Genomic DNA, 12578 nt, shown 5'->3' with positions numbered 1-12578 from the left:
CGTGTCCGAACAGCTCGTTCCGCAGGACCGTCGCGACGACCGCGTCCTCCCGGACCAGGTCACGATGGGGCTGCTCCCGTACCTGACGGCGCACGCGGTCGACGAGGACTACGTAGAGGTCGCCTCTCGACGCGTGGATCCGCCGGTCGCCAGGTCGCGCCCGCGGATCGGCGCGGCCGGCGCCGTCGTGCTGGCCATCTTCGCGGCACTGGCCGTGACGGCCGCCGTGCAGACCTCCCAGGACAGCGTCAGCCAGGAGCGCGAGCGCCGCGCCCTGGTCGACCAGGTCAAGCAGCGGAAGGCGACCGTGGACGCGGACCGGCTGACGGTGGCGAAGCTGCGCACGGAGACCAAGCGGCTCGAGACAGAGCTGGTGCGCAACTCCCGGGACTCCACCACGATCCTCGCCGAGCTCGACCTGCTGCGGACCCGCGCCGGCACCGCTCCGGTGCACGGGCCCGGTGTCGAGATCGACGTCGACGACGCGAAGGGCGCGGAGAGTGACCGCTTCCGCGTGCTCGACACCGACCTGCAGAAGATCGTGAACGGCCTGTGGCGCGCCGGCGCCGAGGCGATCAGCATCAACGGCCAGCGCCTGACCGCCCTGTCGCCGATCCGTCACGGAGGCCAGGGGATCACGGTGAACTTCCGTGAGCTCACCCGGCCGTACCGGGTGCTCGCCATCGGCGACGCACTCAGGCTGCCGTCCCGGTTCATCGAGACCACGAGCGGCCAGGCATGGTTGGATGCGCAGCGGGAGGTGGGGCTCCGCTTCTCCATCCGCGCCAAGTCCTCGCTACGGCTCCCGGCGGCGAAGCTCCCGTCGTTCCGGTTCGTCGAGACGTCCCAGACACCCCAGGAAAAGAGGTCGTCGTGATCGCGGTCATCGGGCTGCTGCTCGGAGTGGGACTCGGCCTGTTCCTCAAACCCGACGTCCCGATCGGCCTCGAGCCGTACCTGCCGATCGCGGTCGTCGCGGCGCTCGACGCCGTGTTCGGTGCGGCCCGCGCCTTCCTCGACGGCATCTTCAACGACCGGGTCTTCGTCGTCTCGTTCATCAGCAACGTGTTCATCGCGGCCCTGATCGTGTTCCTCGGCGACAAGCTGGGCGTCGGTGCACAGCTCTCCACCGGCGTGATCGTGGTCCTCGGGATCAGGATCTTCTCCAACGTCGCCGCGATCCGCCGACATCTCTTCCACGCCTGAGCTGGAGCCGGGGGATGACCGTGACTGAGGAGAACGTCGGGCGCCGACGGCTCGTGCGCGCGCTCGTGCACCCCGGCCGGGGCCAGCTCGTCGTCGCGGTGCTGCTCGCCGTGCTCGGGGCGGCCGCGGTGACGCAGGTGCGGATCGCAGGGCGCGACGACGACTACGCAGGCCTGCGGCAGGCCGACCTCATCCAGGCGCTCACCGGCCTGCAGGCCGCCTCGCGCCGCAACGAGAAGGACATCTCGGACCTCGAGGCGACCCGCGACTCGCTGCGCGACAGCAACGACAAGACCTCCGCGGCCCTCAAGCAGGCCCACACCGAGCTCACCACGCTCGGTGTGCTCGCCGGGACGCTCGCCGCGCACGGCCCCGGAGTACGGATCACCGTGACCGTGCCGGACTCCCTGAGCGTGAACCTGCTCCTGGACGGCATCGAGGAGCTCCGTGACGCGGGCGCCGAGGCCATCGAGATCAACGACAGGATCCGGGTGGTCGCCCAGACGTCGTTCGAGGCCTCCACCGGCGGCATCGACGTCGACGGGACAGTGCTCAAGTCGCCGTACACGATCGACGTGATCGGCGATCCGGACGGCCTGACGACCGCGCTGAAGTTCCCGGGCGGCTTCGTCGACGACGTGTCGCTCGACGAGGGCAAGGTGTCGATCAAGCAGAGCCAGGACATCGAGGTGACGGTTGTCCGCAAGCCGACCCAGCCGCAGTACGCCGAGCCGACCAGGCCCGACTGAACGGGTCCCGCGACGTCGGCCGCCCCGATGGCCGACGCGCCGCGTGCGCCGCCGCCGCGACCGGTAGTTTCTTCCCAGGGGTCCACGACGGACCGGCCCCGGACCGCCGAACCAGAGGAGCAGCGTTGTTTCCCGACGACCTGAAGTACACCGCCGAGCACGAGTGGGTGCGCACCCCGGGGGAGACCGCCGGGTCGGTCCGCATCGGCATCACCGACTACGCCCAGGACGCCCTGGGTGACATCGTCTACGTCCAGCTTCCCGAGCTCGGCGAGTCGGTCACAGCCGGCGGCGCCGTCGGCGAGCTGGAGTCGACCAAGTCGGTGAGCGACGTGTACTCGCCGGTGACCGGAGAGGTGGTCGCCCGCAACGAGACCCTCGATGCGACGCCGGAGCTGGTCAACACCGACCCGTACGGCGCCGGCTGGCTCTTCGAGGTTGCCGTCGCCGACGACGCTGCCACCGTCGAGATGCTCGACGCCGCGGCGTACCAGGCACTCGCCAGCGACTGACCGTTTCTGCAGTCCCGCGGTTGCCGGTCACTGATAGGTTGGCCGGACAACCGTGAACCTCCACTTCGACTTGAGGGTTTCGGCCCGACGGTCCGATTCGGGGGTCCACGCCGGCGACCAGTGGTGACATGGGAGGTCCAGGATGCAGACGTGCTCGCAGTGCGGGAACCAGAACACTGACGAGGCGAAGTTCTGCTCCCAGTGCGGTCACCCGCTCGAGCCGACGCCGGTCGAGACGACTGCGACGATCAGCTTCGGGGGTCCTGCGGCCAAGGCCGAGGGTGACGACCGGGCGATCCTGAACGAGGCCGACGCGGCCGCGGCGGACGCCCTCCCGGCCGGGAGCGCGCTGCTCATCGTGCAGCGTGGACCGGGGGCCGGGAGCCGCTACCTCCTCGACACCGACGTCGTGAGCGCAGGCCGCCATCCGGAGAGCGACATCTTCCTCGACGACATCACGGTGTCCCGGCGGCACGTGGAGTTCCATCGCACCGAGGGGTCCTACCGGGTGCACGACGTCGGCAGCCTCAACGGGACCTACGTCAACCGCGACCGGATCGACGACGCGCTGCTGCAGAACGGCGACGAGGTCCGGATCGGCAAGTTCCGGCTGGTGTTCTTCGCCAGCGCCGCGACGGAGGGCTGAGTTGCGCCAGGCGGCCCGCAAGAGCATCGGGCAGGCGCTCGCCGAGCTGACTGCGGAGTTCCCCGACGAGGACATCAAGGAGTCCAAGCTGCGCTTCCTCGAGGCCGAGGGTCTCGTCGAGCCGGAACGCACGCCGTCGGGCTACCGCAAGTACTCCACCCGCGACATGGAGCGGCTCCGCTACATCATCAGGATGCAGCGGGAGCACTACCTGCCGCTCAAGGTGATCAGGGAGCACCTCGACCTCATCGACCGCGGCGTGGACCCGCCCGCCTTCAACGGCGGGAGGGCACCGGTCGGAGCCCTCGGCGAGGGTTCCGCGGCAGCGGAGCTGCTGCGGCCCGAGCACGGTGACGAGCGGGTCTCCCGCCGCGAGCTGGTGAAGAGGGCGGAGATCACCGACGAGTTCCTCGACCAGCTCGAGGCGTTCGGGCTGGTGCGCACCCGGGCGGGTTCGAAGTACTACGACACGGATGCACTGTCGGTCGCCCGCACCGCCGGCGAGCTCGCCGCGTTCGGCATCGAGCCTCGTCACCTGCGCGCGTTCCGCACCTCCGCTGACCGGGAGATCGGGTTGGTGGAGCAGGTCGTCACGCCGATCCGGCGCAGCCGTGAGGAGGGCGCCCAGGGACGGGCGGCCCAGGCGGTCGACGAGATCGCCGCGCTGTCGCTGCGCCTGCACGCCACCCTCGTGCGCGCCGGGCTCCGCGCGCTGCGCTGACGTCGTCCTGATCAGCGCGCGCCGCTCCACGGCGGGGGCTAGGGTGAACGTGTGCGCGAGGTCGAGGTGGTCGGAGTGCGGGTCGAGGTTCCCTCGAACCAGCCGATCGTGCTGCTGCGCGAGGCGGCGGGGGAGCGCTACCTGCCGATCTGGATCGGTGCCGTCGAGGCCACTGCGATCGCCTTCGCCCAGCAGGGCGTGGTGCCACCACGCCCCTTGACCCACGACCTGCTCAAGGACGTGCTCGACGCGACCGGCAACGCGCTCACCGAGGTCCGGATCACCGAGGTCAACGACGGCATCTTCTACGCCACCCTCGTTCTCGGCTCGGGCGTCGAGGTCAGTGCCAGACCCTCGGACTCGATCGCTCTCGCGCTGCGCACCGGCACCCGGATCGTCTGTGCCGAGGAGATCCTCGACGACGCCGGCATCGCCGTACCGGACGAGCGGGAGGAGGAGGTCGAGAAGTTCCGCGAGTTCCTCGACCAGGTGACTCCCGAGGACTTCGAGAAGCCCTCCGGCTGAACCTTCAAGTTTCCCTTTAAGGTTTGCGACACGCCGGGCCGTGTCTTTGACCAACCCTCAACCTCAGGTTTACCGTTCGGGATGTCTTCGCTGTAACTCCACGGATGCGATTCATCGGCGCCAACGCCCTGCATCCGACTTCCTCAGGGGTTACGCTCAGTGAAGCGAGACTTCGGAGGTCGTAGTGGGCACCAACAACGGAACCGGCAAGTCGGTGGCCGAGCTCGACGCACAGGCCAGGCAGGCGGCCGAGCAGGCAGCGGAGGCGGCCAACGAGCAGGGCCTGCTCTTCGACGACGACGTCTCCACGCTTCCCGACGACCTCGGCTACCGCGGACCGACCGCCTGTTCGGCTGCCGGCATCACCTACCGGCAGCTCGACTACTGGGCCCGCACCGGCCTCGTCGAGCCGACCGTGCGCAGCGCGACCGGGTCCGGCACCCAGCGGCTCTACGGCTTCCGCGACATCCTGCTGCTCAAGGTGATCAAGCGGCTGCTCGACGCCGGCGTCTCGCTGCAGCAGATCCGCACCGCCGTCGCGCACCTGCGCGCCCGCGGCACCGACGACCTCACCCGGGTCACCTTGATGAGTGACGGAGCCTCGGTCTACGAGTGCACCAGCAACGACGAGGTCATCGACCTGCTGCAGGGCGGCCAGGGCGTCTTCGGCATCGCGATCGGTGGCGTGTGGCGCGAGATCGAGGGCTCGCTCGCCGAGCTGCCCTCCGAGCGCACGGCCGACGACCACGCGGCCACGAGCCACGCCAGCGACGAGCTCGCCGCCCGCCGACAGGCGCGCATGTCGAGCTGAGAATCGACCGATCCGGGCGAATCTGCACGGGCCGGTGGGTTTCGAGAGGCTCAACCACCGGTCGTTGAGCCTCTCGAAACCCATGGGCTGGTATTTTTGGTCTTGCTGACCACCCTGCATGGGAGAGTCTCCGGCGGCGACGCGACCAGTCGCCGCGCCGGAGCGCCGAAGGGGCAATTCCTCCCCGGAACCTCTCAGGCGAAAGGACCGTGCGGGCCAGGCAACTCTGGAGGACGCCGCTGTCCGACAGAGGGGGAGGTGCCCGCCACCACGTCGGTGGATCGCAGCAGCTGCAGGGGAGCCTCATGTCGGACAGCAACACTCCGGACGCCGCACCATCAGGAGCCCGGCCCTTCGTCGACCGGCACATCGGACCCGACGAGAGCGCCGTGGCCGAGATGCTCAAGGCCATCGGCTTCGACTCGCTCGAGGCGCTGATGGACGCCGCGGTGCCCGGCAGGATCAAGTCGGGTGAGGACCTCGCGCTGCCCGCGGCCGCCTCGGAGGCGCAGGCAGCCGCGGAGCTGCGGGCGCTCGCCGCGCAGAACAACCCGGCCACGGCCATGATCGGCCTGGGCTACCACGGCACGATCACGCCGGCGGTCATCCGGCGCAACGTGCTCGAGGACCCGTCCTGGTACACCGCCTACACGCCGTACCAGCCCGAGATCAGCCAGGGCCGGCTCGAGGCGCTGCTCAACTTCCAGACCATGGTCGCCGACCTCACCGGGCTCCCGACGGCGAACGCGTCGTTGCTCGACGAGGGCACCGCTGCGGCCGAAGCGATGACGCTGGTACGCCGGGCGTCGAAGGGTGCCGGCGCGTTCGTCGTGGACGCCGACGCGCTTCCCCAGACGATCGCGGTCGTCGAGACCCGGGCCGCGGCGATGGGCATCGAGGTGGTCGTCGCAGACCTCACCAGCGGGCTGCCGGACGGGGACGTGTCCGGGGTGCTGGTCCAGTACCCGGGCTGCTCGGGCCGGATCCTCGACCCGCGGCCGTTGATCGAGGCCGCCCACGAGCGCGGTGCGCTCGCAGTGGTCGCGGCCGACCTGCTCGCGCTGACCCTGCTCGAGGCACCCGGCACCTGGGGCGCCGACGTGGTCGTCGGGTCGTCGCAGCGGTTCGGCGTCCCGCTGTTCTACGGCGGGCCGCACGCGGGGTTCATGGCCGTGCGGGCCGGGCTGGAGCGGCACCTCCCGGGCCGCCTCGTCGGCGTCTCGGTCGACGCGGCCGGCCGACCGGCGTACCGGCTGTCGTTGCAGACCCGGGAGCAGCACATCCGGCGTGACCGGGCCACCTCCAACATCTGCACCGCCCAGGTGCTCCTCGCGGTCGTCGCCGCGATGTACGCCGTGTACCACGGCCCGGACGGCCTGCGTCGCATCGGCGAGCAGGTGCACCGCAACGCGGCCGGCCTGGCGAAGCGCCTGCGCGCCGCCGGCGTCGACGTCGTGCACGACGCCTTCTTCGACACGGTCCTCGCACGGATCCCCGGGCGCGCCGCCGAGGTTGTGGGCGCTGCCCGCGAGGGCGGCGTGCACCTGCGGCTCGTCGACGCCGACCAGGTCGGGATCAGCGTCGGAGAGACCGTGGACGCAAACGACCTCGCTGCCGTGCTGGGGGCGTTCGGCGTCGCGCAGACGGCGGGTTCCTGGACGGCGGAGGGTGTCATCCCCGCCGACCTCGAGCGGACGACCGACTTCCTGAGCCACCCGGTGTTCAACACCCATCGCTCCGAGACCTCGATGCTGCGCTACCTGCGCCGGCTCTCGGCCCGCGACTACGCGCTCGACCGCGGGATGATCCCGCTCGGGTCCTGCACGATGAAGCTGAACGCGACCTCGGAGATGGAGCCGATCAGCCTGCCCGGCTTCGCGGACCTGCACCCCTTCGCACCTGCCGAGGACGCGGCCGGCTACCAGAGGCTGGTCGCCGATCTGGAGTCGTGGCTCGCGGAGGTCACCGGCTACGACCGGGTCTCGATCCAGCCGAACGCCGGATCACAGGGCGAGCTCGCCGGGCTGCTGGCGATCCGCGGCTACCACCGCGCCCGGGGCGACCACGGCCGCGACGTGTGCCTGATCCCGTCCTCGGCGCACGGCACCAACGCTGCCTCCGCGGTCATGGCCGGGATGAAGGTGGTCGTGGTGAAGTCCACCGCCGACGGCGCGGTCGACCTCGACGACCTCCGGACGCAGTGCGAGGCGCACCGCGACGACCTGGCCGCCATCATGGTCACCTACCCGTCGACCCACGGCGCCTACGAGGACACCATCTCCGACCTGTGTGCGATGGTCCACGAGCACGGTGGTCAGGTCTACGTGGACGGGGCGAACCTCAACGCGCTGCTTGGCTACGCCCGGCCCGGCAAGTTCGGCGGCGACGTCAGCCACCTGAACCTGCACAAGACCTTCTGCATCCCGCACGGTGGAGGCGGGCCCGGGGTGGGGCCGGTCGGCGTTCGCGAGCACCTCGCGCCGTACCTCCCGACCCACCCGATGCACCCCGAGGCCGACAAGAGGAGCGGGATCGGTCCGGTCAGTGCCGCGCCGTACGGGTCCGCCGGAATCCTGCCGATCTCGTGGGCCTACGTGCGGATGATGGGCGGCGAGGGCCTCACCCGGGCGACCGCGATCGCCGTGCTCGCCGCCAACTACGTCGCGACGCGCCTCGAGGAGCACTTCCCGGTGCTCTACCGCGGCCACAACGACCTGGTCGCCCACGAGTGCATCCTCGACGTGCGCACGCTCTCGAAGGAGACCGGCGTCAGCATCGACGACGTCGCCAAGCGCCTGATCGACTACGGCTTCCACGCCCCGACGATGAGCTTCCCCGTTGCCGGCACGTTGATGGTCGAGCCGACGGAGAGCGAGGACCTCGCCGAGCTGGACCGCTTCTGCGACGCGATGGTGGCCATCCGGGGCGAGATCGCCAAGGTCGCGGCAGGGGAGTGGAGCGCCGAGGAGTCGCCGCTGCGTGGCGCACCGCACACCGCCGACGCCCTGAACCAGGACCTGCCCTACTCCCTGGCCGATGCGGTGTTCCCGCAAGGGTTCGACCCGGACAAGTACTGGCCGCCCGTCGGCCGGATCGACCAGGCGTACGGCGACCGGCACCTCGTGTGCTCGTGCCCGCCACCGGAAGCCTTTGCGCAGTGACCGGAGCAGCCGCCGGACCGCCGGGTGATCCGCTGCACTGGCAGGCGGTCCTGTCGGCCTACCAGGCCAGCCGGCGATTGCCGTCGATCGTCGCGGGCGTGCTGCGCGACGGCGAGCTGGTGTGGTCCGGGACGGCCGGAGGCACGACGACGCTGGACACGCAGTATCGGATCGGCTCGATCACCAAGACGATGACCGCGGTGCTGGTCCTGCAGCTGCGCGAGGAGGGGCTGCTCGACCTCGACGACCCGGTCGGCCGGTTCGTGCCCGAGACCGGCTACCGCGACGCCACCCTGCGCGAGCTGCTCAGCCACACCTCGGGGATGCAGAGCGAGCCGGTCGGCCCCTGGTGGGAGCGGTCCGAGGGGGTCGGGTTCGACGAGCTGACGGCCGCGAACGACGGCTCGGGCGCGGTCTTCGGCCGCGGGGAGACCTACCACTACAGCAACCTGGGGTTCGCGTTGCTCGGCGAGGTGGTCGCCCGGCTGCGGGGCGCCCCGTGGTGGGACACCCTGACGAGCCGGCTGCTGGCCCCGCTCGGCATGGGTCGGACGTCGTACCTGGCGGCCGAGCCGGCCGCTCGGGGCTTCAGCGTGCACCACTACGCAGGCACCCTGACGTCCGAACCGTCGACCGACAACCGGGCGATGGCCCCTGCCGGGCAGCTCTGGAGCACGGTCGCTGACCTTGCCGTGTTTCTCCGGTTCCTCGCACAGGGGCATCCGCAGGTGCTCTCCGCGGAGACGTTGCGGGAGATGGCGGTGCCGCAACGACCGGCCGAGGCATATGCGCTCGGCATGCGGACCGGTCCGGTCGCCGGGCTGCAGCTGGTCGGTCACCTCGGCTCGATGCCCGGCTTCCAGGCGGTCGCGTTCGTCGACCAGGACCACGGAAGTGGCCTGGTCGCCCTGACGAACGGGACCACCGGGTTCTCCGGTGTCGAGCTCGCCCAGCGGATGTTCAGCGGTGACACCCCGCCGGTCGTGAAGCCGTGGGTCCCCTCAGCGGCTGTGCCCGAGTGGGTCGAGGAGCTGCTCGGGCAGTGGTTCTGGGGCAACTCGGCCTTCGAGCTCCGCTGGCACAACGAGCGGCTGGAGTTCCACGACGTCGCCCGGGGCGCGCTGGCGGAGCAGTTCCGCAGGACCGACTCCGGCGACCGGATCGTGGGGACCGCGGGCTACCACCACGGCGAGACGCTGCACGTCGTACGCCGTCGTGACGGGTCCGTCGGCCACCTCGAGTGCGCGACCTTCGTGTACACGCGCATCCCGTACGACCCGGCGGCGCCGATCCCCGGCCGCTAGAGGGCCTGCGACACCGAGCTCATGTTGAAGTCCGGGACCCGCAGTGCCGGCGTGGCGGTGCGCGAGAAGTAGTCGTCGCCCCACTCGCGGGAGAAGCTCGGGACGGTGGCCCCGGCCGCCGTGAACCGGCGCAGCAGGTCGACGGGGCTCTCGTTGAACCGGAAGTTGTTGACCGCGCCGGTGATCTCGCCGCCCTCGACCCGGTAGACGCCGTCGCGGGTCAGGCCGGTGAGCAACAGGGTCTGCGGGTCGACCTCGCGGATGTACCACAGGCAGGTGAGCAGCAGCCCGTCGTCGAGCCCCGCGACGAGGTCCAGGTCGGAGCCGGCGCCGCCGGCGACGTCCAGCACCAGGTTGTCGATGCCCGGTGTGCACGGCTGCCCGGTCAGCCCGGCGGTCTGCCGCGTCTGGATCAGCGACGTCAGGGTGCCCGCCTCGATCCACGGGGTGCGGCTCAGCGGCAGCCCGTTGTCGTAGACGCTGCTGGAGTTCGACGAGCCGCTCGCCATCACGAACGGCGCACACTCCAGGCCGGCGTACGCCGGGTCGGAGAACAGAGTGACCGCCGGGTCGACGATCCGCTCGCCGATCCGGGTCCCTCCGCCCGGCCTGGAGTACACCGACTGACCCTCGTGGGCCACCCGGGCACCTGCGCTCCAGTAGGCGTCGATCATCAGGTCCGCGAGGGCCGTCGGCGGGAGCACCGTGTCGTACCGCCCCGCCGGCAGCGCGATCCGCCGGCTTGCCCATCCGAGACGGGTGGCCACGTCGGCGGCGAAACGGTGGGCGTCGACATCGGTGAAGTCGCGGGTCGCGCCGCCGACCCAGGCGCTGCCGGACAGGTCGGCGGTCTTGCCGGTGCACCCGTAGTGACCGGTCGGCTGGACGTGGCGCAACCTCAGCCCCGTGCTGGAGCCGAGGTAGGTCGTGGTCATCTCGTGGTTGACGAACCCGTAGAGGATCCGGCTCTCGCCTTCAGCCCGCTCGAGCTCCTCGCCCAGCGCTGTCGCGAACGAGCGGTAGACCTCGACGGACGTGTCCACCGGTGCCTCGGCCCAGTCAGCGGATGCGGTGGCGGTGGCGAGGTCGGCGCGGTCCTCCGCGGCGTGGGCCACCCGCGCACCCGCGTCAGCCCGCTCGACCAGGGCGGTGACCTGCTCGATCGACGCGGCGGTGGCGCTCACCGAGGCGTTGCCGGTGCCCTGGAACGCGATCACGGTGACGTCCACGCTGTGCATCACGCCGTTGGTGGTCAGGGTGTTGTTGGCCCACCTCAGGTTGGCGCTGGTGGAGTCCTCCACCATCACGATGCACTGCTCGGAGGTGCTGGCCGCGAGCGCGTGCTCGACGAGCTGTTGCGGGGTCGTCGTGGTCATCAGCGCTCGTCTCCCTCGACGTCGGGCTGTTCGCCCGCCTCGTCCGCCACGTTGAGCACCCTGACGTCACGGAACAGTGCGCTGGGACAGCCGTGGCTGACCGCGGCCACCTGGCCGGGCTGTGCCTTCCCGCAGTTGAACGCTCCGCCCAGCACGTAGGTCTGCGGACCGCCGACGTCGCTCATCGACCTCCAGAAGTCCGTCGTGGTCGCCTGGTAGGCGACGTCGCGGACCTGCCCCTTGAGCTCACCACCCTCGATCGCGTAGAAGCGCTGGCCGGTGAACTGGAAGTTGAACCGTTGCATGTCGATCGACCACGACTTGTCGCCGACGACGTAGATCCCGCGATCGACCCGCGCGATCAGCCCGGCCGTGTCCGGGCCGCCGGGATCGGGCTGCAGCGAGACGTTGGCCATCCGCTGGATCGGGATGTGGCCCGGCGAGTCGGCGTACGCGCAGCCGTTTGACCGGCCGTCGTTGAGCGCTGCGCCGAAGGTGTGCGCCATCGCTCGGTCGAGCTGGTAGCCGACGAGGACGCCGTCGCGGACGATGTCCCACGACTGCGAGCCGACTCCTTCGTCGTCGTACCCGACCGTGGACAGCCCGTGCTCGGCCGTGCGGTCGCCGGTGACGTGCATGAGCGGCGAGCCGTACTGCAGCCGGTCGAGCTGGTCGGGAGTGGCGAACGACGTGCCGGCGTAGTTGGCCTCGTAGCCCAGTGCCCGGTCGAGCTCCGTCGCGTGACCGATCGACTCGTGGATGGTGAGCCACAGGTTGGACGGGTCGATGACCAGGTCGTAGCGCCCTGCCTCGACGCTGGGTGCGGCCAGCTTCTCGGCCAGGAGGTCAGGCAGCTCGGCGATCTCGCCGTCGAAGTCCCAGCCGTCGTCGCCGACGACGGACTCCCAGCCGCGGCCGACCGGCGGGGCCAGCGAGGACATCGAGTCGAACCGGTCGCCGCGCGACCCGAACGCCTCGACCGAGGGCTGGAGCCTGATCCGCTGCTGGGTGGTCGACGTGCCGGCCAGGTCGGCGTAGAACTTGTTCTCCTGCACCTGCTGGAGCGAGGCGCGCGCGTGCTCGACGGCGTCCGCGGCAACGAGTCGCCCGGTCCAGTCCTCGAGGAGCACCGCCTTGTCCTCGAGCGCGACGTCGAACGGGTTGACCACGTAGGACGAGACCCAGGCGACGTCGTCGTGGACCGACTCGGGAGCCAGCTCGACGGGCGAGCGGGTCATCGCAGCGGCCACCATCGCCACGTTGACGGCCTGCTCGGCGACCTTCACCGCCTCGTCGGTGGTCAGCGCGACCCCGGAGGCGAAGCCCCAGGCGCCGTGGTGCACGACCCGGACCGCGAAGCCGAGGTCCTCGGCGTCCTCGGCGCCCTGGAGGTGCCCGTCACGCACGGACACGTGCTGGTAGCGCACCCGCTCGAAGCGGAAGTCGGCGTGGCTGACCCCGAAGTCACGAGCCCGCGACAGCGCAGCGGCGGCCAGCCTGCGGTAGGGGAGTGCGGTGAACGACGGGTCGATCCGGTCGTGTTCGGACGTCACCGTCCGACCCTATC

Annotated in this window: 12 protein-coding genes and 1 riboswitch; of the genes, 10 read left to right on the top strand and 2 right to left on the bottom strand. The window is 70.7% G+C overall.

The features are described from left to right. The first annotated feature begins 1 nt into the window (after position 1). The 10 genes from ACVW00_RS10200 to ACVW00_RS10155 all read left to right on the top strand — a co-directional run bounded on the left by ACVW00_RS10200 (position 2) and on the right by ACVW00_RS10155 (position 9635). Positions 2 to 877: a DUF881 domain-containing protein gene (locus tag ACVW00_RS10200; protein ID WP_457110791.1), complete on the top strand. Its 876-nt coding sequence runs from the start codon at positions 2 to 4 to the stop codon at positions 875 to 877. Then, a complete protein-coding gene (locus ACVW00_RS10195; RefSeq protein ID WP_457110790.1) occupies positions 874 to 1206 on the top strand; it encodes a small basic family protein in 333 nt (110 codons plus the stop codon). Before ACVW00_RS10200 ends, ACVW00_RS10195 begins: the two co-directional genes overlap by 4 nt. 14 nt (positions 1207 to 1220) lie before the next feature. Then, positions 1221 to 1955, top strand: a complete 735-nt coding sequence (locus ACVW00_RS10190; protein ID WP_457110789.1) for a DUF881 domain-containing protein — start codon at positions 1221 to 1223, stop codon at positions 1953 to 1955. Between the two features lie 125 nt (positions 1956 to 2080). Continuing rightward, the gene (gene gcvH, locus ACVW00_RS10185) at positions 2081 to 2467 is read left to right on the top strand and encodes a glycine cleavage system protein GcvH (protein WP_457110788.1); all 387 of its coding nucleotides are present in this window, start codon (positions 2081 to 2083) and stop codon (positions 2465 to 2467) included. Between the two features lie 142 nt (positions 2468 to 2609). Further along, on the top strand, positions 2610 to 3113 hold the full coding sequence (locus ACVW00_RS10180; RefSeq protein ID WP_457110787.1) for an FHA domain-containing protein: 504 nt from the start codon (positions 2610 to 2612) through the stop codon (positions 3111 to 3113). 1 nt (position 3114) lies between these two features. Beyond that, the gene (ftsR, locus tag ACVW00_RS10175; RefSeq protein WP_457110786.1) at positions 3115 to 3834 is read left to right on the top strand and encodes a transcriptional regulator FtsR; all 720 of its coding nucleotides are present in this window, start codon (positions 3115 to 3117) and stop codon (positions 3832 to 3834) included. 51 nt (positions 3835 to 3885) lie between these two features. Then, positions 3886 to 4359 (top strand): bifunctional nuclease family protein, encoded by a 474-nt coding sequence (locus ACVW00_RS10170; protein WP_457110785.1) that lies wholly within the window; start codon positions 3886 to 3888, stop codon positions 4357 to 4359. A gap of 214 nt (positions 4360 to 4573) precedes the next feature. Then, positions 4574 to 5170, top strand: coding sequence for a MerR family transcriptional regulator (locus tag ACVW00_RS10165; RefSeq protein WP_457113096.1), 597 nt, complete (start codon positions 4574 to 4576; stop codon positions 5168 to 5170). Between the two features lie 109 nt (positions 5171 to 5279). Beyond that, a riboswitch (glycine riboswitch) is annotated at positions 5280 to 5390 on the top strand. Between the two features lie 85 nt (positions 5391 to 5475). Next, the gene (gene gcvP, locus ACVW00_RS10160) at positions 5476 to 8331 is read left to right on the top strand and encodes an aminomethyl-transferring glycine dehydrogenase (RefSeq protein WP_457110784.1); all 2856 of its coding nucleotides are present in this window, start codon (positions 5476 to 5478) and stop codon (positions 8329 to 8331) included. Next, positions 8328 to 9635 (top strand): serine hydrolase domain-containing protein, encoded by a 1308-nt coding sequence (locus ACVW00_RS10155; protein ID WP_457110783.1) that lies wholly within the window; start codon positions 8328 to 8330, stop codon positions 9633 to 9635. The genes gcvP and ACVW00_RS10155 overlap by 4 nt, the downstream gene beginning before the upstream one ends. Here the strand turns inward: ACVW00_RS10155 and ACVW00_RS10150 are convergent. Then, on the bottom strand, positions 9632 to 11011 hold the full coding sequence (locus ACVW00_RS10150) for a metallopeptidase TldD-related protein (protein ID WP_457110782.1): 1380 nt from the start codon (positions 11009 to 11011) through the stop codon (positions 9632 to 9634). The genes ACVW00_RS10155 and ACVW00_RS10150 overlap by 4 nt on opposite strands. Beyond that, positions 11011 to 12564, bottom strand: a complete 1554-nt coding sequence (locus ACVW00_RS10145; protein WP_457110781.1) for a TldD/PmbA family protein — start codon at positions 12562 to 12564, stop codon at positions 11011 to 11013. Before ACVW00_RS10145 ends, ACVW00_RS10150 begins: the two co-directional genes overlap by 1 nt. Positions 12565 to 12578: the final 14 nt, after the last annotated feature.

It is taken from the genome of Marmoricola sp. URHA0025 HA25, assembly GCF_054059435.1.
The sequence above is the reverse complement of the archived record's forward strand: the minus strand, read 5'-3'. Positions and strand labels throughout refer to the sequence as shown.

What these genes read in the sequence shown, in the direction of transcription:
- ACVW00_RS10180 (WP_457110787.1), top strand. Translation starts at nt 2,610, where the DNA reads ATGCAGACGTGCTCGCAGTGCGGGAACCAGAACACTGACGAGGCGAAG.
- ACVW00_RS10190 (WP_457110789.1), top strand. Translation starts at nt 1,221, where the DNA reads ATGACCGTGACTGAGGAGAACGTCGGGCGCCGACGGCTCGTGCGCGCG.
- gcvP (WP_457110784.1), top strand. Translation starts at nt 5,476, where the DNA reads ATGTCGGACAGCAACACTCCGGACGCCGCACCATCAGGAGCCCGGCCC.
- ACVW00_RS10150 (WP_457110782.1), bottom strand. Translation starts at nt 11,011, where the DNA reads ATGACCACGACGACCCCGCAACAGCTCGTCGAGCACGCGCTCGCGGCC.